Origin of the sequence: Paenibacillus sp. FSL H7-0940 (assembly GCF_037979415.1) — a bacterium.
In the GTDB taxonomy this organism is placed as follows: Bacteria; Bacillota; Bacilli; order Paenibacillales; family Paenibacillaceae; genus Paenibacillus; species Paenibacillus amylolyticus.
Genome location: NZ_CP150280.1, coordinates 296068 through 321408, shown reverse-complemented (window position 1 = coordinate 321408; position 25341 = coordinate 296068). Strand labels below are relative to the sequence as shown.

23 protein-coding genes are annotated in these 25341 nt (G+C 47.0%); 7 read left to right on the top strand and 16 right to left on the bottom strand.

All coding sequences use genetic code 11. The features are described 5' to 3' along the window. Window positions 1–11: 11 nt before the first annotated feature. From MHB71_RS01450 to MHB71_RS01430, 5 genes are all read right to left on the bottom strand, one after another. Window positions 12–467: a GNAT family N-acetyltransferase gene (locus MHB71_RS01450; protein WP_340028612.1), complete on the bottom strand. Its 456-nt coding sequence runs from the start codon at window positions 465–467 to the stop codon at window positions 12–14. A gap of 26 nt (window positions 468–493) precedes the next feature. Further along, window positions 494–904, bottom strand: a complete 411-nt coding sequence (locus tag MHB71_RS01445; protein WP_047843998.1) for a GNAT family N-acetyltransferase — start codon at window positions 902–904, stop codon at window positions 494–496. A 128-nt stretch (window positions 905–1032) separates the two neighbouring features. Further along, on the bottom strand, window positions 1033–2259 hold the full coding sequence (locus tag MHB71_RS01440; RefSeq protein ID WP_340030112.1) for an amidohydrolase: 1227 nt from the start codon (window positions 2257–2259) through the stop codon (window positions 1033–1035). A 219-nt stretch (window positions 2260–2478) separates the two neighbouring features. After that, complete coding sequence (locus tag MHB71_RS01435) at window positions 2479–3033, bottom strand: methylated-DNA--[protein]-cysteine S-methyltransferase (RefSeq protein WP_340028610.1); 555 nt, start codon at window positions 3031–3033, stop codon at window positions 2479–2481. Between the two features lie 42 nt (window positions 3034–3075). Continuing rightward, window positions 3076–3780, bottom strand: coding sequence for a DNA alkylation repair protein (locus MHB71_RS01430; protein WP_340028609.1), 705 nt, complete (start codon window positions 3778–3780; stop codon window positions 3076–3078). A gap of 190 nt (window positions 3781–3970) precedes the next feature. Between MHB71_RS01430 and mgtE the strand changes: the two genes are divergently transcribed. After that, the gene (mgtE, locus tag MHB71_RS01425; RefSeq protein ID WP_340028608.1) at window positions 3971–5341 is read left to right on the top strand and encodes a magnesium transporter; all 1371 of its coding nucleotides are present in this window, start codon (window positions 3971–3973) and stop codon (window positions 5339–5341) included. Window positions 5342–5411: 70 nt separating this feature from the next. On the opposite strand, the gene mmsB is transcribed toward mgtE, so the two are convergent. The 6 genes from mmsB to MHB71_RS01395 all read right to left on the bottom strand — a co-directional run bounded on the left by mmsB (window position 5412) and on the right by MHB71_RS01395 (window position 13809). Next, window positions 5412–6575, bottom strand: coding sequence for a multiple monosaccharide ABC transporter permease (mmsB, locus tag MHB71_RS01420; RefSeq protein WP_036674453.1), 1164 nt, complete (start codon window positions 6573–6575; stop codon window positions 5412–5414). After that, entirely contained in the window at window positions 6544–8109 is a 1566-nt protein-coding gene (mmsA, locus tag MHB71_RS01415; RefSeq protein ID WP_339283958.1) for a multiple monosaccharide ABC transporter ATP-binding protein, read from the bottom strand. The genes mmsB and mmsA overlap by 32 nt, the downstream gene beginning before the upstream one ends. 21 nt (window positions 8110–8130) lie before the next feature. Then, window positions 8131–9216 carry a multiple monosaccharide ABC transporter substrate-binding protein gene (gene chvE / locus MHB71_RS01410; RefSeq protein ID WP_047844004.1) on the bottom strand — a complete coding sequence of 362 codons (1086 nt, stop codon included), beginning with the start codon at window positions 9214–9216 and terminating at the stop codon, window positions 8131–8133. Window positions 9217–9534: 318 nt separating this feature from the next. Beyond that, on the bottom strand, window positions 9535–10785 hold the full coding sequence (locus MHB71_RS01405; RefSeq protein ID WP_200904569.1) for a response regulator: 1251 nt from the start codon (window positions 10783–10785) through the stop codon (window positions 9535–9537). Between the two features lie 56 nt (window positions 10786–10841). Beyond that, complete coding sequence (locus MHB71_RS01400; protein ID WP_047844005.1) at window positions 10842–12710, bottom strand: sensor histidine kinase; 1869 nt, start codon at window positions 12708–12710, stop codon at window positions 10842–10844. 91 nt (window positions 12711–12801) lie between these two features. Further along, window positions 12802–13809, bottom strand: coding sequence for a substrate-binding domain-containing protein (locus MHB71_RS01395; protein WP_340028607.1), 1008 nt, complete (start codon window positions 13807–13809; stop codon window positions 12802–12804). Between the two features lie 206 nt (window positions 13810–14015). Between MHB71_RS01395 and MHB71_RS01390 the strand changes: the two genes are divergently transcribed. Then, window positions 14016–14597: a LysE family transporter gene (locus MHB71_RS01390; protein WP_047844006.1), complete on the top strand. Its 582-nt coding sequence runs from the start codon at window positions 14016–14018 to the stop codon at window positions 14595–14597. Between the two features lie 19 nt (window positions 14598–14616). Further along, window positions 14617–15393, top strand: a complete 777-nt coding sequence (locus MHB71_RS01385; protein ID WP_047844007.1) for an AraC family transcriptional regulator — start codon at window positions 14617–14619, stop codon at window positions 15391–15393. Between the two features lie 127 nt (window positions 15394–15520). Here the strand turns inward: MHB71_RS01385 and MHB71_RS01380 are convergent, their stop codons facing one another. Then, window positions 15521–16093 (bottom strand): hypothetical protein, encoded by a 573-nt coding sequence (locus MHB71_RS01380; RefSeq protein WP_340028606.1) that lies wholly within the window; start codon window positions 16091–16093, stop codon window positions 15521–15523. A 169-nt stretch (window positions 16094–16262) separates the two neighbouring features. Between MHB71_RS01380 and MHB71_RS01375 the strand changes: the two genes are divergently transcribed. Beyond that, window positions 16263–16931: a phosphatase PAP2 family protein gene (locus MHB71_RS01375; protein ID WP_340028604.1), complete on the top strand. Its 669-nt coding sequence runs from the start codon at window positions 16263–16265 to the stop codon at window positions 16929–16931. A 164-nt stretch (window positions 16932–17095) separates the two neighbouring features. On the opposite strand, the gene MHB71_RS01370 is transcribed toward MHB71_RS01375, so the two are convergent. After that, entirely contained in the window at window positions 17096–18529 is a 1434-nt protein-coding gene (locus MHB71_RS01370; protein WP_076252895.1) for a glycoside hydrolase family 1 protein, read from the bottom strand. A gap of 345 nt (window positions 18530–18874) precedes the next feature. Between MHB71_RS01370 and MHB71_RS01365 the strand changes: the two genes are divergently transcribed. Beyond that, entirely contained in the window at window positions 18875–19816 is a 942-nt protein-coding gene (locus MHB71_RS01365; protein ID WP_076319896.1) for a YafY family protein, read from the top strand. 73 nt (window positions 19817–19889) lie between these two features. Next, window positions 19890–20705, top strand: coding sequence for a class I SAM-dependent methyltransferase (locus MHB71_RS01360; RefSeq protein WP_340028603.1), 816 nt, complete (start codon window positions 19890–19892; stop codon window positions 20703–20705). Between the two features lie 99 nt (window positions 20706–20804). Here the strand turns inward: MHB71_RS01360 and MHB71_RS01355 are convergent, their stop codons facing one another. The 3 genes from MHB71_RS01355 to MHB71_RS01345 all read right to left on the bottom strand — a co-directional run bounded on the left by MHB71_RS01355 (window position 20805) and on the right by MHB71_RS01345 (window position 23854). Continuing rightward, window positions 20805–21599, bottom strand: coding sequence for a hypothetical protein (locus MHB71_RS01355; RefSeq protein WP_340030111.1), 795 nt, complete (start codon window positions 21597–21599; stop codon window positions 20805–20807). Window positions 21600–21698: 99 nt separating this feature from the next. Beyond that, window positions 21699–22115: a hypothetical protein gene (locus tag MHB71_RS01350; RefSeq protein ID WP_340028602.1), complete on the bottom strand. Its 417-nt coding sequence runs from the start codon at window positions 22113–22115 to the stop codon at window positions 21699–21701. Window positions 22116–22573: 458 nt separating this feature from the next. After that, window positions 22574–23854, bottom strand: coding sequence for an XRE family transcriptional regulator (locus tag MHB71_RS01345; protein ID WP_340028601.1), 1281 nt, complete (start codon window positions 23852–23854; stop codon window positions 22574–22576). Between the two features lie 202 nt (window positions 23855–24056). Here MHB71_RS01345 and fabV point away from each other — a divergent pair, with 202 nt between their 5' ends. After that, window positions 24057–25250: an enoyl-ACP reductase FabV gene (gene fabV, locus MHB71_RS01340; RefSeq protein WP_036617082.1), complete on the top strand. Its 1194-nt coding sequence runs from the start codon at window positions 24057–24059 to the stop codon at window positions 25248–25250. The last annotated feature ends 91 nt before the right edge of the window (window positions 25251–25341 follow it).

The following is a 25341-nucleotide window of genomic DNA, read 5'->3' as shown; positions in this document are numbered from 1 at the left end:
TCCCCTCCCTGTTACCTCACTTGATAACTTAAAATGATATCACCGTTGTCCTCGAATTCACCCGTGTCCTGAAATCCGCAACTTTTATACAGCGCATTTGCCGCAATGTTATGTGGAACATGGGATACCCTGATTTGCTGGCAGTCTTTTCTCTCTTGCAACATACGAACCACTTCTTGAATGGCAAGTTTGCCATAACCCTTCCCCTGGTACTTCTCATCAATCATGAAGCGCAGAATCCAGTAATACCCGTCATTGTAGATCTCATTATCAAATAAAATAAAACCGACCATCTGATCCTCTGCCAAAATACCGTATGGTTTGGACGTAATCTCCTTCGTTGTATGAATCAATGAATCCGCATTGCTTGCAACCAAATCCAGCTGATCTTGCCGTGGTTTAAGGTGGATGCACTCGAGTTCATTTTCTTTGGTTATAGGTTCTAGGCTTACTTTCTTCACATCCACAATCCTCTCTCCTTGCAGCTTATTTACTAGATTTTCTTGATCAATATAATCTCCAAAGGTTGTGTATCCAACAACAGAGCCCCTGCATCAACATACCCCAGCTTTCGATAGAAATGTTGGGCATGTTCGTCTGATTGTGTTGAAGTCATCACCGTATCAAAGCCTTGTTGCTTCATTAAATTTTCCCAGTGATGCACCACTTTTTTGCCATATCCGCCGTTTCGATAGGGTTCATCAATCCAGATCATATTCATGAAGGGAAGGTTATCCCAAAAGTAACCGTACCTCATCCATCCAACTCTTGATCCCTCGTCCTCGTCCCATAGGATGAATATTTCTTTCTCACTAATCTTCGTTTTCACAAGTGGCTGATGGATATGCCGATCTCTTTCAATGATGTAGTCGTAGTCAGCTTCCGTTGCATACTCAATCTTCATTTGTAATACTCCCTTCATTAACTACGTCCATCATAACCCAAAATGTGGTATATGCGAACAGTTCTTTCCTCTTTTTCTCCCATGCCAAAAAACCACGGTTTCCCGTGGCTGCACTCGCTCTATTTTCCTCAATCCGCTGTTGATCCGCTGACCAATTGCCCCTTGTACCATACGGCCTGCCGCGCAGATCGCCGCGCAACGGCTTCCGCCGAACAACTCGCATGCACCAATACAAAACTCGCGGTGTCGCCTACCTTCGGCCAGACTTGTTCGCCTTGTGAATCCAGCGGTGTAATCCCGCCTGTTACCCATGCCAAAGATTGAGACAAGGACAGTTCGTCGCTATATCCGTACAGTTCTGCGAATCGTCCCGCTTTTTCAAGCATATCCCCATTGCCAAAAGGAGACCAATGATCCGTCAGGCTGTCTGTGGCCAGCTTCACGTTCACACCCATACGGTGGAGCATGGGAAGAGGCATCATCGTTCTGCCAATGGGCACCGTGGAAGCAATGCTCATCCCAAGCGAGGCCATTCGCTGCGCCATATCTTCTGCTTCCTGCTGCTCTGCGCGGGCGAACCAGAACGCATGACTTACCGTAACTTTACCCTGAAGCCCTGCTGCTTCGGTCAGATTTGCGAGTTCCAGCAGCGTTTGTTTGCCAGCCTGCCCGCCATCATGCAGATGAATATCGATGCCCGCCTGATGCTGAACAGCCAGTTCAACCATGGCGTTCAGTGATTTCTCGATCTGTTCGTCCACCGTATGAGGATCAAGTCCGCCCACATGCGTTGCACCTTCCTTCATCGCTTGGCCCATAAGCTCCACTGAATGGGAGCGAAGCAGTCCATGCTGCGGGAAAGCCACGATCTCCGAAGAGATTTTGCCCGAAAATGATTCCAGAGCCTGTCGCGTCGCTTCCAGTCTTTTCAAGCCACTGACGGGTTCAATATTGCAATGACTACGTACATGAGTGGAGCCGTACCCCTGGATCAAGGTCAGAATACTCTCCGCTTGACGCTTGGCATCTGGTAGCAACTTGGGCAACAGAACCTTCTCTTCTTCAATACGTTCGAAAATACTGGAGATACGCTTAACGGCTGTCCACGGCCCATCGTAGTAGGTTTTATCCAGATGAATATGTGCCTCCTCGAACGAAGGCAACAGCAGAAGTCCCTTGCCATCTACTTGTGGTAGATCGCTAGACAGCGGGTTGTTTCCTTCCACAATCTCCGCGATCACTCCATCTTTAATCCGCAGATGAGCGGGGCTTGTCCGTGTCCCCGTCACCTGTTGGCCTTCCCGAATATAACTCCGCTCCACAATCACGTTTGTTAACCAATAAGCCTGCTTCATCATGTCATCCCTCTTTTCTTACCCGGCATTACGTCCCCCGGATACCGATTGATCTATGATCCATGGTACCATACGGTTTTACCGGGCAAAAATATATAAAACGTTGGTGTCCCATATGCGGAACGTTTGTATTACTCTACCTTAATACATGCAAAAAAACAGGCACAATACGTGCCTGCCCCGTCCACTCATCTTAATCTTCTTGATTACGCGCGTCTATTAAAAATGAAACCGCGCATGCCCTCCATCGGTCACGCCTTCAATCTGTTCGATATTCAGCAGTCTGCGCTTCATCTCCAGGCCTCCACGGAACCCGGTCAGCTTGCGATTAGCCCCAATAATGCGGTGGCATGGAAGCAGAACCGGAATTGGATTAGCCCCATTTGCAGCCCCAACTGCTCGCACAGCCGAAGGTCTTCCAATCGCAGCAGCTATATCACCATAGGTCCGAATTTCACCATAAGGCACACGCCCTAGCTCTCTCCATACCTCCTGTTGGAAGTTCGTTCCGATCAAGTCCAGTGGGATCGCATCTGTATAAGCCATCGATTCTCCTGCAAAATAGGACTGCAACCAGTCCATCATACCTGTTTGTTTCAGAGCATCCTCGTTCTCTTCCAGTTCCACGCCAGGTGCAACCTTCTGTATCCAGCCGTTCCAATCTTCCAGTGTTTCGTTGGGCATAACCACTCGGCATAATCCCTGTTCCGTAGCGAGCAGCACCCATGGACGACCGTCCAACTGCATCGTGGTGTACATCAACTTATTTCTCATTCGTTTATCGCCCTCTCCCCGGTGGAATGCTTAATGCTAGGACTAGGTGGTAACCTGCTTCTTCACCTTACGTTTCATACTGCGGATCATCTGCTTGCTCTCCGGATCCACACGATAAGATTCCGTGATTTTCTGAAGTGCCTTATTATACGTAAAATCGTCCAGGGTATTATGGTTCAGATAACGCATGGTCACCTCAGGTTGTTTCACATAAGCCATTGAGATGGCCCAAGCGACTGCCATTTTCACATAATACGCCTCGTGCCTAATCTGATCCAATGCAGATAGAACCTGATCGATATATCGCTCATTCAGATAAAAATTCAACAGCATTACCACACCAAACCGGATTTCATATTCCTGATCAGATCTCAGATACGGCTGCAAGAACGCCCACATGGGCTCCGAATGAACCTTCGTATATTTCAGTCCAGCACAGAAGCTGTCACACACCGACCAGTTGTCAATCTTCGGTACAAATGTTTCAATAGCCTTTAACAGTTCGTCCAGATCAGCCTGTACATGCCCAATGACCATCGCTTGCAACATCACTTCTTCAAAATATTCATCCTCTGCCTTTTCCAGATACGTGCGCCAGTCCCCTGCGGCAAGCTGCTTGGCAATTTTTCGTAAGGCTGGCAACCTTACACCAAGTACATTCGTGATGTTGGGAATAAGTGCGGCCGAGAATTTTTGATACTCCGGCTCAACCATGCTGAGCAATTGTGTTCTGATATCTACTTCCACTAGCGCATGTCCTCCTCGTCTGTTGCTGTACAACAAGTATATCCTTGAAGTGGCTGTTTGTAAGCCCATATCGAATGTTTGAGCAAGATTACAATATCATTTTGGGACTCTCATTTTTTCTCCATTTGTTTAATTCCCAACCCATTTCGTTTAAAAATATGAAGCTGACCGAATAGAAAGGAGTGTCGATATGAACGGACCTCATACTAAGAAAGATTTCTCCGTGGAGGAGATCACCGGACAACTCGTGCAATATGTACAATCCCGGAACCTTCCCGATTTCTATAAATTGGTGAAAGAACTGCATCCCTACGACCTCTCACTTGTATATAAAAAGTTCCCTGAAGAAGAAACCAATCGGTTTCTGCTCCTATTCAAACCCGATGCTCTGGCGGATCTCGCCGAGACCTTGAAGTTGCACGAACAGATTCAACTGTTTGAACGACTTGGGCCGGAACGAACACTTGAAGTCATGCAGCAGATGGACAAAAGTGATCTGATCCGGTTTATGCACGATTTACCCGCCAAACGCCGAGAAGAATTGCTGTCCAATATGAACCTGGATCACTCTGCCATTATCCGATCCGTGCTTAATTACCCGCCGGAAACGGCAGGACGCATCATGACAGATCAATATCGGACCCTACTCGCTCATGAGACAGCCAAGGAAGCCTTACGACAATCGCAAGGTACCATGCATATCTCAGCCTCCAGTTATCTCTATGTAACCGATAATGAAGGCAAACTGGTCGGTGTCGTGAGTTATCGATCCCTTGCCTTGGCTGACGATAAGACCCAGGTTGAAGAACTGATGACCCGGCGGGTGATCCATGCAACGGTAGATATGGACCAGGAAGAAGCAGCACAGCTTCTACAGCGTTATGAGTTTATTGCACTTCCGGTGGTGGATGAAAATCACAGGTTATGCGGTATCATTCAGATGGATGATGTCATCGATATTATTATGGATGAAGCAAGTGAAGATTTGGCCAAGATGGGGGGCGGCAGCAAGGATATCGACTTTGATACCAAACCACTCGTGGCCGTCAGACGCAGGCTTCCCTGGCTCATCTTGCTTCTATTGATTGGTCTAATCTCGGGAAGTATTGTGGATTTCTTTGAGGATACACTCAATCAGGTTGTGGCATTGGCATTTTTCATGCCGATGATCGCAGGTATGACCGGTAACACAGGAACGCAGTCTCTGGCTGTTGTGGTACGCGGACTGATCGGACGCAAACTCGACAAAGCCACCGTACTCGCACTGATTGGTCGGGAGATCAAGGTAGGCATAATGATCGGCTTGGTATGTGGATTACTGATCACCGTCATCGCTTATTTCTGGCAAGGGGACTGGTTGCTGGGCGCCATTATTGGGGTATCTCTGTTCCTCACTCTGGTCATTGGTACACTGACCGGTACATGCATCCCGCTTCTACTTAGTCGTTTCAAAGTCGACCCGGCTGTTGCCTCAGGCCCGTTAATCACCACATTGAATGATATCTTGTCCCTGTTTATCTATTTTGGCATCGCCACACGTTTCCTTGATGCCTTGATGTAAATAAGTTGGGCATACAGCAAAACAGACCTGATCTTGAGATCAAGGTCTGTTTTTTTCATTTTACCAAGTGTTACGCTGATCTTTTATTTTTATTATAGATATCAAACGCTACAGCGAGCAGCAGTACCAATCCCTTAATCCCCTGTTGCCAGTCAATACCGAGACCAATCAGGGACATCCCGTTATTCAGCACACCCATAACCAAACCACCGATGATGGCACCAAATACCGTACCTATGCCCCCTGAAGCGGAAGCACCACCGATGAAGCAGGCCGCAATGGCATCCAGCTCGAAGTTGGTACCCGCTCTTGGCGTAGCTGCATTCAGACGTGCGGCGAAGATCAACCCGGATACCGCGGCAAGTGTACCCATGTTCACGAAAACCCAGAAGGTTACCTTTTTTGTTTTGACTCCGGACAGACCTGCGGCCTTCTCATTACCTCCAAGCGCATACACATGCCGTCCCATGACAGTACGATTCATAACGAAGGAGTACACAACGATCAGGACAAACAGCAGGACCAGGATATTCGGAATACCTGCATAACTTGCGAGTACAAACGTAAACAGATTTGTCACAACAGCCACCACAATCAACTTGAGCAAAAACAGTCCCTGTGACACGACTTCAAATCCATATTTTCGCTGGGAACGGCGTTCCCGCAATTCATTGACAATGTACCAGACAGTGAGCACAAGACCCACAATGATAGATACCAGACCAAAACCTGAGAATTGAATATCCGCCAGGAAGCCAGAGCTTATTTTCTGGAATCCACCCGGGAAAGGAGAGATCGATTGTCCCTCCAGCACGATCATCGTCAAGCCTCGGAACAGCAACATACCTGCCAGCGTCACGATAAATGCCGGAATTCGCACATAGGCGATCCAGAAGCCTTGCCATGCACCGATCAAAGCGCCAACCAGCAAGGAAGCGATGACTGCAAGCCAAGCCGGAAGCTGCCAATCAACCATCATAATCGCGGCAACGGCACCAACAAAAGCTGCAATGGAACCAACAGACAGGTCAATATGCCCGGTAATGATGACCAGCACCATTCCGATCGCCAGCACCAAAATGTAACTGTTCTGCAAAATCAAATTTGTAATATTAATCGGCTTGAGCAACAGCCCGCCTGTAAGTACCTCGAACAAAAGCATAATCACTACCAAGGCAATAATCATACCGTATTGACGGATATTATTTTTGAACAGTTTTGTTATCATTTCCATGCTTGCCGCCTCCAGACTTGGTCATATATCTCATCAACGTTTCCTGTGATGCTTGCTCCCGGCTGACTTCACCGGTGATTCGCCCGGCATTCATCACATAGATCCGGTCACACAGGCCAAGAACCTCCGGAAGCTCGGATGAGATTACCAGTACACCCTTGCCTTCAGCAGCAAGCCGATGAATGATCGTATAGATTTCGAATTTCGCTCCCACATCGATACCGCGGGTAGGTTCATCCAGGATAAGAATATCTGGTCCGGCAAAAATCCATTTGCTGAGCACCACTTTTTGCTGGTTGCCTCCACTCAGATTACCGGTCTTCTGCAAAATACTTGGTGCTTTGATGTTCATGCTTTTCTTCATCTTTTCCGCCACCAGTACTTCTTCACGCTCGTTCACTACCGCGTTTCGCGTCAGCTTGCTCAGACCCGTTAAGGAAATATTGCGCTTGATGTCATCCATCAGAATGAGTCCGTATTCCTTGCGGTCTTCTGTCACATAAGCAAACCCGTTCTGAATGGCCTCCGTGACGGTATTGTTGTGGATCGGTTTACCATTCTTAATGAGTTGACCCGAAATATTCCGGCCATAGGATTTGCCAAAGATACTCATGGCAAGCTCGGTACGCCCAGCGCCCATCAGCCCGGCAATCCCTACAATCTCACCACGTCTGATATTCATATCGATCTGATCCAGTACTTTCCGCTCGGCATGATGTTCGTGATATACCGTCCAGTCCTTTACCTCCAGGATAACTTCACCAATGGTCGCATGACGTTCCGGATAACGGCTGGTGAGATCACGTCCTACCATTCCGCTAATAATCCGGTCCTCCGACACTTTTTCCTTCTTCATATCCAATGTCTCAATTGTCTTGCCATCCCGTAAAATGGTCACGGAATCGGATACCTTGGATACCTCATTCAGCTTGTGTGAGATCAGAATACAGGCGATGCCCTGTTTCTTGAATTCCAGCATCAATTGCAGCAGATTTTCACTGTCGTCCTCGTTCAGTGCAGCGGTTGGCTCATCCAAAATAAGCAGTCGTACCTTTTTGGAGAGCGCTTTCGCAATTTCGACCAGTTGCTGCTTGCCTACCCCAATGCTGGATACCAGCGTGTTTGGATTTTCGCTCAGTCCCACCTTCGAGAGCAGTTCTCGTGTACCTACAAAAGTTTCCTTCCAGTTGACAATTCCTCTGCTGGCACGCTCATTGCCCAGATATATATTTTCCGCGATTGAAAGGTAGGGAATCAGGGCCAACTCCTGATGGATAATGACGATTCCCAGATCCTCGCTCTGCTTAATATCCTTGAACTCACAATTTTTGCCCTGAAATAAAATGTCGCCTTCATACGTGCCATGTGGATATACACCACTCAGTACCTTCATCAACGTAGATTTACCTGCGCCATTTTCACCACATATGGAATGAATTTCGCCTTCACGGACTTTCAGATTGACATTTTCCAGCGCTTTGACGCCAGGAAAGGTTTTGGTGATGTTTTTCATTTCCAGAATGATTCCGGCCATGGGATGTGCTCCTTTCATTTATTATTTCAGTCCGATTTCTTCCTTCGTGTAATACTGTGTACCAACGATATCCTGCTCCACATTTGTACGGTCCACCGAGATGGGATCCAAGAGATACGCCGGAACAACCTCAATTCCGTTGTTATATGATGTTTTGTCATTAACTTCCGCCTGTTTTCCTTGCAAAATACTATTGGCCATCTCTACCGTCTTCTCCGCTAGCTTCCGTGTATCCTTGAACACCGTCTGCGTCTGTTCCCCGGCCACAATTGACTTGATCGAGGCAAGTTCGGCATCCTGTCCTGTAATAACGGGCAGCGGTTTGTTCGAAGTACCATAACCAATCCCTTTCAAGGATGAGATGATACCAATACTGATTCCATCATAAGGAGATAATACTGCATCCAGATTATCACCCGAGTAATACGCACTCAGCAGGTTATCCATTCGTGACTGGGCCAGTGCCCCGTCCCAGCGTAAGGTCGCAATCTGGGCCATCGTCATCTGCTTGCTGCGTACCACCAGTTTGCCGGAATCGATGTACGGCTTCAGCACAGACATCGCACCGTCGAAGAAGAAATAGGCGTTATTATCATCAGGAGAGCCACCAAACAGCTCAATGTTATACGGTCCTTTTCCATCCTTGAGCCCAAGCTTTTGTTCGATGTAGGAGGCTTGAAGCACACCCACCTTAAAATTGTCGAACGTGGCGTAATAGGTTAAGTATGGCGTATTGCGAATGAGCCGATCATACGAGATCACTTGTATCCCTTCGTCATGCGCTTTCTTGATTACATCCGTTAATGTGTTGCCATCCACGGACGCAATCACCATCACATCCACACCTTTGGTGATCATGTTTTCAATCTGTGAAATCTGATTCTCGACCACATCTTCAGCGTACTGAAGATCGGTTTTGTACCCCTGGTCCTGAAACAGACGGACCATGTTCTCCCCGTCTCCCACCCATCGTTCTGATGATTTGGTTGGCATCGATATACCGACATATCCCTTTTCTTTGCTGCCTGGGCCACTCTCTGCCAGATTGCAGGCCGAGAGCATCAAGGTCATCACCAGAAGCCAGATGAGCATTGCTCCTTTTTTCATATGAAGTTCCCCTTTCCTCACGTCATACGGTTCTGAATGAGTTATAAGATAACGCTTACAATACATATAGTGCATCCTGTTGCTTGCTGTTCCTGTCTGAGACTAATGGTAGCATTGGAGATGCCGCAAGGTCTTTGCACGTTTTGAACCTTTTTTATAAAAATTTAACTTTTGATGGAAACGCTTAAAGTACAAGTTTGATCCACGAGATACCATTCCAGAGTCAAAAAAAAGGATATGCTCCACTTCGCTTCACACGAAGTAGAACACATCCATCTCATTTATCACATGTCTAAGTGAACAACTGTAATACGATATTTAATTCGCAGAAGGATGATAGGCTGTCCCCCCGTTTTTTCGATACTGCACAGGCGAAATGCCCATTGTTTTCTTAAATGCAGTGCTGAAATAATGTTGGGTATCATAACCTACACGCTCAGCTATGGTGTGGATCGGCAGTGTTGTTGAATCTAATAACTGTATAGCCTTGCGAATGCGAGCATGCGTGACAAGCGTGACAAAGGAATCATTCAGCTCTTTCTTCAGCACACGACTAAGATATACGGCAGATACTTGTAGACGGGAAGCAAGCGATTCCAGGGTCAGTTCCCGCTCGGCATATTCTTCGTGAATAAGTTGTCTTGCCCGGCGAACCAGAGGCGACAACTGTACTTCCCCGAATACCCTTTCACGGCAATGACGGTACGTATCCGGCGTTTCTTCCAGTGTCCCTGCATGTGTCTCCACATGAGCATGAATGGCAATATTCAGGCAAGAACTAATCTGCTGTTCCAGAAGGGACTCTATTTCTTCAGGGGCTTCCTGCCACAGACACATGCCGATCAACCCGCTTACGTCCCGAAACAGGACATGTGGCACGTCCCCCAGCAGTTCACTGATTATATTTTCCACTGCAAACAGAAATAACTGACGATCATTCTCTCTCAGTATCGTCTGACGAGCTTCAGCGGCAGGCCAGCGTACGACCCCGATCTGCACAGGTGGGACGGCGGGCAGCCGTAAAAACACAAGCTGCTCCGTCAGATCCCTCCCTTCAGCCTGCCCCTCCAGCCACTCCAGCATAAATCGCTGGCGAAGCAACGGGATATTACGTTCAATCTGATGAGCTGCCTGTTGTACATATGCCGTCCTCTGGTGCTCTTCAGTAAGTCGCTGATGCAATCGCTCAAGTGCAGCATATAATTGTTCTGCTTGCACAGGTTTCAAAATGTAATCCTCTACGCCAAGACGAACCGCCTCCTGCGCATATGCAAATTCATCATGTCCCGAGATGATCAGGTAACGACAGCAAGGGCACTTCTGCTGAAGAGCACGGATTAGTTCGATTCCGTTCAGGAATGGCATATTCATATCAACGAGAACAATATCCACACCCAAGTCAGCCGCCCGTTCCAGCGCTTCCTCGCCATCTTCCGCTTCACCAACAACCTCCATCCCGAGAGTTATCCAGTCAATGGCATCCCGAATCCCCTCACGAATGATCGGTTCATCATCAGCGATGAGCACGCGGTATTTCTTCGCCACATCGCTATCCGGCGTAATCTCCATTACTGTAGTCAATGCGGATGTCTCATCTGTTTCAGTGGAAGTTGTCACGGCCGATTTCATGAATTTTCCCATTCACTCTCCTGCCTCTCTTCGTTATTGAATTGCTTGGTTGGTGGGAGCTCTCGCATCAACGGATGAATGATGGTCACACTCGTTCCTTCACCTTCCTGGCTCTCCAGCACAATTCCGTACTCATCACCAAAGGACAGCCGAAGACGGGCCTGCACATTCAACATTCCATAACTTTTGCCTGTCATCCCAGGCGAAGACGCTTCCAAACTTGCCAACGGAGCTTCGAGCAACTGCTGCATCTCGGCAAGCCGTTCGATGGACATGCCTGCTCCATTATCATGAATGGTCAGCAGCAGTCTGTTATGTTCCAATCTGGCCTCCACCCTAATGTGTCCCGGCCCACGCCTGCCCTTGATTCCATGATAGATTGCATTCTCTATTAGCGGCTGAAGCAGCAGCTTTAACACAAAAAGGTCCCGCATTTCCTCTGGAATATTCAATGTATACTGAAGACGATCGCGGTATCGTGTCTGCTGAATTTGCAGATAGCTGGTCATATGCTCAATCTCCGAATGCAGCGGAATGTAATCCTGTCCTTTACTAAGCCCTATGCGAAATAATCGAGATAACGCGCCAACCATGCCGGATACATCTTCTGCACCCTCTTTGCGTGCCATCCAATGAATCGTATCCAAGGTATTGTACAAAAAGTGTGGTTTGATATGCTCCTGCAAACTTCGCATTTCAGCGTCGCGCTTCTGCCGCTCCCGCAATTCATTAAGTGATATCAGTTGTCGAATCTGTACCAGCATTCGGTTATAACTGTTGCCAAGCATGCCAATCTCGTCAGCCCGGTCGCTCCAGCGGCCTGGTCTGAGATTGCCGGTCTCCGCCCTGCGCATATAGGACATGAGCCGGAAAATGGGCTGAGCAATGGAACGGGAGAACCATAAAGAGGCGCTCAGGCCAAACAAACACACCACAAATACAAAGCTAACCACGTAAAACTGGATTTGGCGCACTTCGGATATCGAGTCTCTTGTGGGAAATACCCCTACCGTTCTCCAACCCGTAAAGGTAGACGACTGATACATGAATAATAACGTTCCACCTTCTGTATCGGCGGTAAACGTTCCACTCTCACCGGAGGGGAACCAGTCTGTGGGAATGTGTTCTATTAGCGGATGCTCCGGCTTGTATACACTTTGACCTTCTGCATCCGTCACCATCACATAACCGGATTTCCCCAAGGTTACATTACGGGCAGCCTGAGAGACCGACCTTAGTTTAAGATCAATCATAATAACCCCCCGCACACGTCCTGACGCTTCATCCGTTATGGAACGTGCAACCGATACAATCTCATCATCCTTGTACCGTACATGTGTCGTGAGATTACGCTCTTTCGACTGACCCAATACCATGAAGATGCCCGGATTGGCCGAAGCTTTTTGATACCAATTTTCCTGGATCAGGCTCTGCTCCGTTCGGGGATACATCTCGTTGCTAATATAGTCACCACTTCCATTGACAAGAACAATCCCGGCGATTTCAGGATACAACGTTGTGAATCCCTGCAAGGTTTGTTTGATGCCATATAACCGATTTTGCTCCGTTTCGGCATTGGTGTCCATGTTCATCGGTTCGATACCTGCTTCATCATTCAGTGGCATTTTGTCGTTCATAAAAGCATCAATATCCGGGTCAAATGCAATCAGATAGGTCATATTCTGCAAATTCTCCATTTTGCTGTTCAGAGCTTCATTCACTTTGCCAATCAGTTGCATGGTATGCCCTTCAACCTGTCGTTCAACAACCCGCTCCACCGTCCAGTTCACAAGCAACCCAAGCCCTACGGAAGGTACAATGGCGAATAACAGAAAAAGCAGCATCAGCTGGTACCGAAGGGGCATATTACGCAAGCGCAAACGCCGAATCCCGTTCCTGAAAGTGGAGAGAATTGTTCTCCTGCTCCAAGGCCTTGGACTCTTGAAATCCCCCTTGTTATTTGGCATAGTAATCATCCACATCCGAGCGTGTCACCACAGAGATCCCTGTGTCCACCATCACGGGAAGCGGTGCATTTTCACCGGATGAGGATGGGGCAGGAACCGTTAACTGGTGATGCAGATGGAACAGATACTGGAGTGACCAATATCCCATATTCCAGGTTCCCTGTGCAATTGTAGCTGAGATCGTACCGTTCTTGATCATATCCAATGTAGTCTTATTTGTATCAAACGAAATAATCTGCAATGGATGTCTGTCCCCGGCAGTTTGAGCGGCTTCCCCCGCTCCTGCCCCTCCGGTAGCTTCAGTCACAAAAATTCCCGCCAGCTCGGGATGTTCCTTCATCATTCTGTTTGTTTCGTCTCTGGATACCATCGCATCACCGTGTCCGTCTGCAACTTCAACAATCTGCATGGAAGGGTATCTCTCCTTGATCGTATCGCGGAAACCCTTCGTGCGCTCTTCATGATTTTGTTGTCCGGGCAAGGTTAATACCGCGACCTCTCCCTCACGACCCAGCAGTTCAGCCATTTTATCGGCAGCCATTACACCCGACTTGTAATTATCTGTCCCAAGAAAAGAATAGGCCTGGCTATCGGGTGCATCCGCGTCAAATAATACAACAGGGATATCTGCGTCGATTGCCTTGTTAATCGCTGGAACTAACGATTGAGGATCGATTGCAGATATAGCAATGCCCGCGGGTTTACGAGCGATAGCCTGCTCGATCACCATGGTCTGCTCCTTCGCATCATACCGGGTAGCCCCGCGATATTCTACGGTCACGCCAAGTGCATCCGCGGCATCCTCGAAACCTTTGAGCGGGCTCTTCCAATACTCCAGCCCGGACTGGAATGTAATCATGATATACGTCTCTCCGATATCACCGCGCAGCCCACGGTCCTCCCACGAACTGTTTACTTGACTGGTGTATTCGAATCTCAATACATACAACGCAAATGCTGAGATTAGCAAAATGTAAACAAGCAGCATTTTTTTCATTCCGTTCACTTCCTCAAGTCGTCTGATCACCTTGTACATCGTCTAAATTGTAAACGCAATCATTCAAAAAGAAAACTCCCCCTTAGTTTTTATAAGCACGCTCCTGTTGCCAACCGTGTACCTGCTGCAATAATGTACTATATGGTTTCTCCCTCTGGACGTATGATCATGGGACTAAACTACAACCAGAGGAGAGCATCATCCTTATGAATCTTGCATCTTTTTTAATCTACTGCATCGTCGTAACATTTACCCCCGGCCCCAGCAATATCGTAATTCTTTCTTCTACACAGATAGTTGGCGCACGAAAAACAATGCACTATGTATGGGGAGCTACGCTGGCATTTGGTCTGCTGCTTACCGCCTCAGCTTTTCTTAATCAGCTTCTTGCGGGAGTGTTACCCGGAATTCTGAAGGTGATGCAGATTGTCGGCGGCCTGTACATGGTGTATCTGGCGTACCAGATCTACAAGATGGGTACCACCGAGGATGCACCGAAACAAGTTACCGGATTCTGGAACGGTTTCATCATGCAATTTGTGAATCCAAAGGTCGTCTTGTTTACTTTCACTGTCATTCCAAGTTATGTATTGCCCTTTTATCAAAGTTTATTTTCTTCGTTCCTGTTCGTGCTGCTCATTACCTTCATTGGTTTTCTGGCCTATTCCAGTTGGGTTGTTTTTGGCACGGTTTTCAGAACGTTGCTAAATCGCCACCAAAAATTACTGAGTATTCTCATGGCACTTTTTTTGTTATACTCAGCCATTATAGTATCCGGATTAATCTAAAGCTTGGGAGGTGTGCTGCATGGAACGGTTTAACTATAAAAAGTCGCAAGACGTGCTGGCACTATCCGCCAGCTTTACTGATTTTGCATACAAAAAACATTGCCATGAAGAGTATGCAGTTGGCGTAACCCTGCGTGGCATTCAACAATATAACCTGGACGGACAATATCAGGCGTCTCACCAAAATGGTGTCATGTTGTTTAACCGTGAACAGTCCCATGATGGAAGCTCCTATGATAAGGCTGGCATTGACTATGTGATGCTGTATTTGAAGCCGGAATTGGTAGAGGAGATTATCGGCAAAAAGGAATTGCGTTTTGGAAGTCCCATCGTCTATGATCCCGAGCTTGCACGTAAGATCCTGATGCTGAACGATGCCGTTCAACTCAGACAGGACGAAGCCGAGTGCAGCGAACGGGTCTTCGATCTCGTTCACCTGCTGGCTCAGAAGGAAATGGACACCAAGCTCTGGTTGCCTCAGGACAACCTGGTCCGCAAAGCCAAGGAGATCATGTTTTGCAGCACCGAAGATGTGCTCAAGTTGGACAACCTGAGCTCCGAATTTGGCATGTCCAAGTTTCAATTTATCCGTGAATTCAAAGCACAAGCAGGCATATCCCCTTACCAGTTTTTCTTAAACTGCAAAGTAGAGCGTGCCCGTCAATCCATCGAAATGCAGAAGGACGTATATACTGCTGTTGCCGATTGCGGATTTGTCGATCTGACCCATCTAAACCGACATTTCAAACGGGTATTTGGTGTCACAGCTTATGAATACATGTTGCAGCTAAACTAGCTGCATCGGATCGATAATCTCGACTCCAATTGGATACAATTTTGACGCCACTCCTGAAAATCCCCGTATAGAACGTAAATGTTTCTTAACGTTCTGTACGGGGATTAGCTTTTTTTCCGTTGGGCAATCAGATTCTTTTCTTTCGTTTCCATATCCACACGATTGCCAACGCTGCCAATAAAATGACTCCACCATATAATATGAGTTGGATATATTCACTTCTCCCATCGGTGGTTTCTCCAAAATCTTCTTTACTTACAAGCTTGCCCGCACCCAGCAATTTCAGATCGTCTCCGGCTTGTTCAATTGGAACATTGCGACTGCACAGATTCGTATGAAGCTTATGATCCACTTCATATTGATAAGCATAGATCAGGTAGGATTGATTCTTTTCAGATTGAATGCCATAGGAGTCAGACCCTCCGTCACTCGCGAGGATTTTCATCTTTTTGGCATTAACCCCCTTCCATGCAGTACCTACATCAAAGGTATACTCTCTTAATAAACCATCATGCTTCGACTGTTGAGAATTGCCTTTATTCACCACTTCTCCCGTAAATACTGCTGCGTAGGTCTTCAATCTCTCTTGAACATCATTCTCGACACAACTGCAAGCATACACTCTCTCTCCGGGAAATAGAGCTAACCCAGACGTAACCAACAGTAAGATCAACATGCACATCTCCAAACGTCGTTTCATTCCGACCGCTCCCCTCCTACATTCTCTGCTTGAATAAGCGTGGTTAAGGTTACATATTTTTATTGCTGCTATATTTATTGTAAAATTATAGCACAATACAAATATCGTTATGTCCGACACACGCAAGGACACAACATACGAAATCAACCATCACGGAGGAACTCAACATTTGATACACAACTGGAAAAAGAATATCTCATTCCCGCTGCTCGTTGCGGCGTTGTGCATGATCGCCTTTATAAGCATCGCCTTGTCCATCAGCGACAACCAGATTCATCGATTTGATGATACCTTAATCGGCTGGATTCAGGGGTTGGAATCCCCTGGTATGACACAATTCATGCACCTTTTCACCTGGATCGGCAGCGAAATGCCAGTGGTCTTCATTACCATCATCGCCATGATTGTGTTATACATTTTCCTGCGACACAAACGCGAACTGCTCTTCCTGGCTTGTGTGCTCGCAGGTTCAACCCTGTTAAATGCATTGCTCAAGCTGGTATTCCAGCGTGCCAGACCTACCATTAACCGGATCATTGAAGTGAGCGGCTATAGCTTCCCCAGTGGGCATTCTATGGCAGCATTTAGCCTGTATGGTGGACTGGCCTTTCTAATCTGGAAACATGTACCCACCGTCACAGGACGTGTGCTGATGATTGTTGCCAGCGCCGTATTTATACTGACCATTGGTATAAGTCGTATCTACTTGGGGGTGCATTATCCAAGTGATATCGTAGGCGGATACTTCTTGAGTGGTTGCTGGCTCTCCACATGCATATGGTTTTATCGGCGGCATTTGGAGCGCATGTCCCATCTGCAAAGCAGAAGGTTGGCCTAGGCGGCCCGCTATGGAACTACACAAAGAAATACCCGGCCTTCCTTAACTGAAGGATAGCCGGGTATTTTTTATATTCATATATAGTAGTCCTGAATTCGTTCAGGACCACATGGACCGCTTGTCCCATTTAAGGGAACAGACGGATCTGTTTTTTTTACACCAAATTATAACTCTTCACCATTGGATTCGATGACTTTTTTGTACCAGTGGAAACTCTTCTTCGGTGTTCTGCTCAAGTCTCCGTTACCGTCGTTGTCCTTGTTGACATGAATGAAGCCATAACGCTTCTTCATCTCTCCAGTGGATGCGCTAACCAGGTCGATACATCCCCACATGGTGTAGGCAATCAGATCTACGCCGTCAGCTACCGCTTCTTTCATCTGTTCAATGTGACCTTTCAAATAATCAATGCGATAGTCATCTTGAATGGAGCCGTCTTCCTCTACCACATCAACAGCACCCAGACCGTTTTCAACCACCATCAGTGGAATCTGATAACGATCATACAGATGATTCAGCGTGTAACGCAGTCCTTTTGGATCGATCTGCCAACCCCAGTCGGAAGCTTCGAGATATGGATTTTTGATACCGCCCAGCAGATTACCTTCTGCTCTCTCAAGGGACTCATCCGCACTTTCAACCAAAGACATATAATAACTGAAGGAGTAGAAGTCTACGCAGCCTTCACGCAAGGTCTGCTCGTCTCCCGGTTGCATCTCGATCTGGATACCTTCTTCGGCAAAGAAACGTTTGGCGAATCCAGGATACGCTCCACGAACCTGTACATCACCGCAGATCATATTAGAGATTTGGTCTTTCTTCTGTGCAAGCAACATGTCGTCCGGGTTACATGTGTTTGGATAGGTTGTCATGAAAGCGACCATACAGCCGATCTGGAAATCAGGGTTAATCTCATGCCCCAGCTTCACTGCTTTTGCACTGGCAATGAATTGATGATGTAATGCCTGGAAACGAGTCTGTGGATCATCCACTCCGTCGACCAGTGTCTCTTTGCCTTCAAACAGAATACCTGCAGCCATATAAGCACCCATCGGCATCGTCAGACAGTTGATCTCGTTGAACGTCAGCCAGTATTTGACCTGATCCTTGTAACGGTTGAAGAGGGTTGTACAATAACGGATATAACAGTCGATGACTTCACGGGAAGCCCAGCCGTTATACTTCTGTGTCAGACCGAATGGCGTTTCATAATGGGAGATTGTTACGAGCGGCTCAATATTGTACTTTTTCAACTCGGCAAAAACATTGTCGTAGAACTGCAATCCCTCTTCGTTTGGCTCCAGATCATAACCGTTTGGATAGATCCGGGACCAGTTGATGGACATGCGGAACATTTTGAAGCCCATCTCTGCCATCATGGCAATATCTTCTTTGTAATGTCCGTAAAAATCAACCGCTTCATGGCTCGGATAATACGTGCCCTCTTCCAGTACTGGCGTAATCCGGCGTGGAATCGTGTGTGTTCCTCCTGTCATCATGTCAGACGTGCTTGGCCCCTTGCCTCCCTGGTTCCATCCACCCTCGAATTGATTGGCAGCCGTAGCGCCACCCCAGTAAAATCCTTCTTTCATTGTCATGATCAGTTCCTCCTTAATAATTAACTCATTTCGGTATAAAGTGCTTGATATTATGCGAGTAGCCGTTCCGGTCACGAATCGTTCTTCTGATCGCTGTTATCCTCGGATTTCTTTTATTCCTATTTCTAAATGGAAAAATCCCATGATAGCGTTTGCTTCCGAAGTAGCTTTCTTACAGAAAGCTTTTAGCGAACACTTCGTTTCTTCAGAATCGATATCGTCCCCTTCACTACTCCCCAATAAATGAAGAACAAATTATAAATCTGAGTCAAAATGTCTTGGTAAGACTTTTACACCAGTGTACCACCCATACCCTGACACCTATTGTCATGGTATAATTATGGCATGGAAAATAACCGACTATTTCGAATGTTGCTTTTGTTATTGGAGAAAAAGAAAGCCACTGCACCCGAACTCGCCCGTATGTTCGAGATTTCTGTACGCACGGTGTACCGCGATATCGATCGGTTGAGCGCTGCGGGTATTCCCGTCTATACAACGACCGGCAAGCACGGCGGTATCCATCTGATGGACAACTATGTCATGGACAAGTCCCTGTTGTCTGAAGAAGACCAGAATGAAATTTTGATGGGACTATACAGCATCAGTGCGATCCCCCATCTTAACAGTGCCCATATGCTGCAACGGCTAACCGCCCTTTTTGATCACAAACTGGATTGGATCGAATTCAATTTCTCACCATGGGGCAGCATCCCTCTGCAGGAGAGAGAACTGTTCAATCAGGTGAAACAGGCTATATTAACGAATCAACTGATTACGTTTCATTATGTTAATTCGGATGGTGAGAAGAGCATTCCGACCGTGGAGCCACAGAAACTTATATTCAAAAACAGTACGTGGTACTTCAAAGGATATATCCATGATGACCCTGATCGGGAAGAATTCGAGACATTTAAGATGAAACGGATCACCCAGTTGACTTTTCTGGCGAGAAAACACGATCACTCTGTTACTGCCGGATCAAACGACCCTGAATCAGAAGCGGCTCCTGTCCTGACTCCTCTTACACTCTCGTTCTCCAGCAATATTGCATACCGAGTGTATGATTTTTTCGAACCTTCCCTCATTAAAAAAGAGCCTGATGGCAGGCTCCGTGTGTCTCTCGAACTGAATGTAGGGGAATGGCTCTACTCCTTCCTGCTGTCGTTTGGTTCCGAGCTGACCGTAATCGAGCCTGTTCATGTTGGACAGGAATTGCTCAGACGTCATATCAAAGCCGTTGAACATTTGCAGAACGTCATGAACAAACTTCCCAACAATGAATGATATAATATAGACCTATACAACTTTTGATCACAGCTGACTCTCCGTCATCCATCTGACCGAAGGAGGTTTATCCATGCAAGACATTAGACGCAACAATGTGGAACGTTTCAAAGGTTTTGGTACGTTATACGATCAGAACCGACCAGCTGCTCCCACTGAAGTGGTGGATATTCTAACGACATATCTTGGCAGCACACCGCGTATGGTCGCAGATATTGGCTGTGGCACCGGCTTATCCTCGTGGATCTGGCTTAATGAAGCTGAACGTATCATCGGCTTTGAACCCAGCGATGACATGAGGTCTGTAGCAGAATCCAAGTGGGAATCTGCCGGGAAGCCGGATAACCTGCGGTTTGTGTCCGGCTTGTCTCACGACCTCAGACTACCAGATGGCAGTGTGGATGTGCTGACCTGCTCGCAATCGTTTCACTGGATGGAGCCGCAACCCACACTACGCGAGTTTGCACGTGTACTTCGTACAGGGGGCATATTTGCAGCCTACGATTGCGACTGGCCGCCAATGTTAGACTGGCAGTTAGAACAAGCCTATCTGCAGCTGAATAAAGAAGCAGATCAACGAGCAGCCAGTCTGGCTCCCCAGGATACTCAGGCACACAAATGGAGCAAGGATGGGCATTTGCAGCAGATTCAGCAGTCCGGGCTTTTCCGATATGTCCGGGAAATCGTATTTCATCACCACGAGACATTCACAGCCGATCGATATGTCAATCTCGCCCTGAGCCAAGGCGGCCTGCAAACGGCGTTGAAGCTCGGAGCGGATGATCTATTAACAGCTGCTGACGAGTTCAGAGCGCTGGCTAATCGTGTATTTGACGGAGAATCCAGAAAAGTACTCTTTTCTTATCGCATGCGCCTTGGTATTGTTTGAAAACCGTTCGTTGCTTGCATCTCTCATACATACCAAAATAAAAAAGGAGGTCCTACACGTCATAAACATGATCTGCAGGACCTCCTTTTGTCTACATCCTCAGGAAGAGAATAGGTCACTTAATTGTTGCTCCTGTACATTCAATGCCAACACCAATTTTGTTGGGTCTTGTCTTGAATAAATGACGTTAATGATATGACCTTGCTGAACCTGCGGCAGCACAGATGACAAAATTTCTTTTTGCGTTGTCACATTGAAGGTTTCACCGTCCGTCTTTGTTATGCTGAGTTTGAGCTGAAGTTTGATCTTATTACTGCCTCCACTCCCAAGTGGAGAGACATCAAGGATCTTGGCCATCGCTTTTTCCCCTGTTCTTGTAATATCCATCATTTCAGGTGATACACCTTGCTGTACCATCTTTTCATGCAGCAATTGCTGCATATCTTCCTGTGACAGTTGCCCTTTCAGATCAAGCCCTACCTTGCGCTCATCCTTTACGGAGACTACTAATGGAATGAAACTGCCCGGCTGAAACTGTGCCATGGAAGTCAGCGGAATGACGGTTTTCATCTCGGTATCATATTTCTCTCGCCCTTTAAGCGAAACTGTCAGACCCAATCGAACCTCCGGTTGTTCATTAATATACGTACCCGTCTGTTGTATAGTCTTAATGACCCCAACTGCTGGTAAACCTGTCTTCACTCGACCTACGCCAAAAATATTGCTCAAAATCGCAGGAACAAAGATCAGTGCAAACCCGGCAAAGATCGCCGGAGTGTACCACCATGCCTGCATAATCATAAACGGATCATTCCACAGCTGCTGTGCCAGAAATGGGGAGAACCCCACCCCGAATACAGTTAATACGCCAATGAATCTCAGGAAACCTACCATATGATCCACCCTCTCTTAATCCTTCTCTTGATATGTCTATTTACCGTTGTTATAAGCATTATATAAATGGATTATGACTGTCTTATAACCAAATACCTCCTAGATGGACATTAGCCCCATGTAGATCAGTTCGGAGGGATTCGCTGGATTCTGACCTAATCCCACCCGATCGCCTACTCGTGGAATCTGCATTTTGGACACCAGTGTCTCCAATGTTCGCTGATACTGGTTGCCATTCGTTTCTGTCACATCCAATACAAGCACAACAATCGGATCAAAGTTGATCAGTTTGCCTGTATCGGTGATTGTCACCACCGTTGCTGTTGCCGTTAATGGAAGCGACCCACTCGCTGCCAACTGTGCCTGCTTTGCCGAAGCCAGACTTTGGTTGATGGCCTCCCGATGTTCCTTTGATACAAAGCCTTTCATCATCATGCCAGTGAGTCCTTTATTCATCATTTTATCCGCTTTAGCAATTGCATCTTCCTGTTTGTTCTTTTTACCGAACCATCTCATATCAAACACCTCATTTGTTTTATTTGTTTTTAGAAGTTGTTCAAAAAGTCCACTTTTGATTACGAATCATGCCTAGTGGCATCATCAGCATCGAATATGAAATTCAGCCGAAATGTCCGTTGCTCACGTAGGTCTCCTACGCTCCGCTACTCCATTTCTAGCTTCATTCCATCTTCTCGGTACTGAAAACCAGACTTTTTGAACACGTATTTATAATTAAATTATAAACACCGTGACTTGTCCTTGAATACCCTTCTGGTGACATACAAAAAAAACGAAAAATCCAGCAATTGAATTACGGGATAATCGTTTCTTGGGTAAGGAATGATGCTAATTTCGCAAAAAAAGATCTGCTAATCCAATCTTCATTTCACGATTGGCGGCCATATTTTGTGCCAAGTGCTCCTGCAATGCACAAAATCATGACATAATCAGGCTCTTCCAAGCCGATTCTCACTCTATTTTTTGCGTAACAGATAGACCAGTTTCCGATAATACATCGCCGCTTCTTTGTATTTCCGCTGATCCTCCGATACTACGGCCATCCCCTCATATAACGGTTCAAGCCGCATGACATGCTGCGCGGATTCAAAATAAGGCAGACACGCAAGTGCCCGCTCCATGAAAACTTCGCGATCTCCATGCGCAAGAGCCAGATGGCTCTGGTAGAAGGTTGCGCTCATCTGCTGGTCCTGTGTTGTTGCACATTTCAAAAGTTGATCTACACTCTGCGCGAGCACGCCCCAGTTCTTCCGTGCCAGAGCCACTTCGCATCGATACACACTGACGAGCGGCTGCATGGCCTGCTGTGTTTCTTCCGTTTCCTGCTGCAATAGCGATTCAAATCGTTCAATCTCCGTCTGTGCCTGATCCAGTTCACCTGTCATTGTTAACATGACAATGCGATTGTTGGCAATCGCCGTTACCAGATCTCCCTGGTTGCCCGCATACACGAGGTTTGCCTCCGCCATGGTTAATGCCGAGAGTGCCTCCTGAACCAGCCCCATTGCGAAGCAATACCCACTATATGCTACATATAACCCGGACAACCGATGGAACATCCGCTGATCATAGACATGACGCATTGTAAGCTCAAATACCTGTTTTGCCTCTTCGTACTGTTTGACCTGGATGTAGGCTTCCATCTTGATATTTTGCACAGACAACCAGAATTCACTGCCAGGAAGCGCCAGCTCACTGAGCCTAGTTGCATGAGTTAATACATCCACAAAAGCCATTTTGGAACGATAATATTGTATTTTATAGAATAAAAGTGCCTTGACTAACGGACGTGGCAGATCAATATCGTCTGGACGACCGTATTTCTCCAGGTAAAAATTGAGGTAGGACGTAAGTATATACTCATGAGCCGTTGCATCGTTTAATTGCTGATAATAGACCGCCTTCATCAAGGCCGTTGTCAACTCTACGGTCAGCGTGTCATCCCGATCTGCCAGTGCATGCACCGTATCTTCGGATATCGCCGACGCTGGAACAGACATTTGTTCGAAAATAACCTCCGCCCGTTCAAGTGTTTCCTCGTCCTGAGCCGCAGCCTTTAGAATATAGGAAGGGGATACCCCAAGACGCCCGGCGATGGCTTCTGCCAAGTCCTCAGGGAGAGGATAACGATCCGCCAGGATATTGGCAAAGTGGGCCTGCGTGACCAGACCTTCCACAAGGTCTTTACGGGAAATTTGTTTTCTTTTGCTTAGCAGTTCAATGCGTTCCTTCAGCATGGTATCCCTGTCCTTTCTATCCTAACAAGCGAGTACATTCTATTCACATCATCGCAAAATTAGAGATATAACGCCACCCTTCCGGCGAAATCAACGAAACGGTTTCCGTTTCCAAGGTAATTGTTTTACAATAAGGAGGTATGTGTACGAGCATTTTATTGAAATGCTGAAACATGAGCTGAATATGAAAGGATGCAAATAAATGATTATTAAACCAAGAACACGTGGTTTTATTTGTACCACTTCCCATCCTGTAGGTTGCGCTGCGCAAGTGCAGGAACAGATTGATTATGTGAAATCCCAGCCTGAGCTGAAAGGACCGCGTAATGTACTCGTGATCGGTGCTTCCACCGGATACGGTCTGGCGTCACGCGTTGTTTCTGCTTTTGGAGCTGGAGCGAATACAGTCGGCATTTATCGTCCAAGCAGTTCCACAGAGAAACGTACGGCTTCTGCAGGCTGGTACAACTCCGCTGCATTCGAAAAAGCCGCTGAGGAAGCAGGCCTGAAATCGTACAGCGTTACAGGTGATGCATTTGCAAACGAAACACGAGACAAAGCCGTTGAACTGATTCGCAGTGAACTCGGTCAAGTCGATCTGGTCGTATACAGCGTAGCCTCGGCACGCCGTACCGATCCGAACACGGGTGAAGTATTTAACTCTGTGCTGAAGCCTATCGGACAATCCTACACGAACAAAACGGTGAACTTCCACACAGGCGAAATTAGCTCCGTTACCCTTGAACCGGCAAACGAAGAGGAAATTCGTCAGACGGTAACTGTTATGGGCGGAGATGATTGGGAACTATGGATGGATGCCCTGCAACAAGGCGGCGTGCTTGCCGACGATGCAACAACGATCGCTTTCTCCTACATCGGTCCTGAACTTACCCATGCCATTTATCGTGATGGTTCCATAGGTCAGGCCAAGAATCATCTGGAAGCAACTGCACACAAGCTGAATGATCGTTTGAGTGCCAAAGGTGGACGTGCGTACTTAACTGTAGCCAAGGCGCTGGTGACTCAATCCAGTTCTGCGATTCCAGTCGTGCCGCTGTACATCTCAGCATTGTACAAAGTCATGAAAGAAAAAGGCTTGCATGAAGGATGCATCGAGCAATTGCAACGTCTGTTCGCTGATCGCTTGTATGCGGGAGGAGAAGTTCCAACCGATGCCGAAGGCCGTATTCGCATTGACGATTGGGAGATGAGAGCTGACGTTCAGGAAGAAGTGGCGAAGCTCTGGAATGAGTTGACCACAGAGAACATCTACGATCTGTCTGATCTGGAAGGTTATCGTCGCGAGTTCTTCCAACTGTTTGGTTTTGAAACCGATGGTGTGGATTATGAAGCAGATGTTGATCCCAACGTTGAAATGCCTCATCTGGTGAACTAAAGAAGTTTTGGATATTAAAATCAAATGAAGAAGGAGGGGCCCTCTGGCTACCCTCTGGCTCCTCCTTTTTTTGTCCTTTTTAGATCCTACC

Excerpts from the sequence above, each read along its gene's own strand:
- MHB71_RS01445 (WP_047843998.1), bottom strand. The coding sequence starts at position 904 with ATGAAGATTGAGTATGCAACGGAAGCTGACTACGACTACATCATTGAA.
- MHB71_RS01355 (WP_340030111.1), bottom strand. The coding sequence starts at position 21,599 with ATGGTAGGTTTCCTGAGATTCATTGGCGTATTAACTGTATTCGGGGTG.
- mgtE (WP_340028608.1), top strand. The coding sequence starts at position 3,971 with ATGAACGGACCTCATACTAAGAAAGATTTCTCCGTGGAGGAGATCACC.
- MHB71_RS01405 (WP_200904569.1), bottom strand. The coding sequence starts at position 10,785 with ATGGAGATTACGCCGGATAGCGATGTGGCGAAGAAATACCGCGTGCTC.
- MHB71_RS01385 (WP_047844007.1), top strand. The coding sequence starts at position 14,617 with ATGGAACGGTTTAACTATAAAAAGTCGCAAGACGTGCTGGCACTATCC.
- mmsA (WP_339283958.1), bottom strand. The coding sequence starts at position 8,109 with ATGGCCGGAATCATTCTGGAAATGAAAAACATCACCAAAACCTTTCCT.
- MHB71_RS01380 (WP_340028606.1), bottom strand. The coding sequence starts at position 16,093 with ATGAAACGACGTTTGGAGATGTGCATGTTGATCTTACTGTTGGTTACG.
- MHB71_RS01350 (WP_340028602.1), bottom strand. The coding sequence starts at position 22,115 with ATGAGATGGTTCGGTAAAAAGAACAAACAGGAAGATGCAATTGCTAAA.
- MHB71_RS01370 (WP_076252895.1), bottom strand. The coding sequence starts at position 18,529 with ATGACAATGAAAGAAGGATTTTACTGGGGTGGCGCTACGGCTGCCAAT.
- MHB71_RS01395 (WP_340028607.1), bottom strand. The coding sequence starts at position 13,809 with ATGAAAAAAATGCTGCTTGTTTACATTTTGCTAATCTCAGCATTTGCG.
- MHB71_RS01345 (WP_340028601.1), bottom strand. The coding sequence starts at position 23,854 with ATGCTGAAGGAACGCATTGAACTGCTAAGCAAAAGAAAACAAATTTCC.
- MHB71_RS01440 (WP_340030112.1), bottom strand. The coding sequence starts at position 2,259 with ATGAAGCAGGCTTATTGGTTAACAAACGTGATTGTGGAGCGGAGTTAT.
- mmsB (WP_036674453.1), bottom strand. The coding sequence starts at position 6,575 with ATGGAAATGATAACAAAACTGTTCAAAAATAATATCCGTCAATACGGT.
- chvE (WP_047844004.1), bottom strand. The coding sequence starts at position 9,216 with ATGAAAAAAGGAGCAATGCTCATCTGGCTTCTGGTGATGACCTTGATG.
- fabV (WP_036617082.1), top strand. The coding sequence starts at position 24,057 with ATGATTATTAAACCAAGAACACGTGGTTTTATTTGTACCACTTCCCAT.
- MHB71_RS01400 (WP_047844005.1), bottom strand. The coding sequence starts at position 12,710 with ATGCCCCTTCGGTACCAGCTGATGCTGCTTTTTCTGTTATTCGCCATT.
- MHB71_RS01360 (WP_340028603.1), top strand. The coding sequence starts at position 19,890 with ATGCAAGACATTAGACGCAACAATGTGGAACGTTTCAAAGGTTTTGGT.
- MHB71_RS01435 (WP_340028610.1), bottom strand. The coding sequence starts at position 3,033 with ATGAGAAATAAGTTGATGTACACCACGATGCAGTTGGACGGTCGTCCA.
- MHB71_RS01365 (WP_076319896.1), top strand. The coding sequence starts at position 18,875 with ATGGAAAATAACCGACTATTTCGAATGTTGCTTTTGTTATTGGAGAAA.
- MHB71_RS01390 (WP_047844006.1), top strand. The coding sequence starts at position 14,016 with ATGAATCTTGCATCTTTTTTAATCTACTGCATCGTCGTAACATTTACC.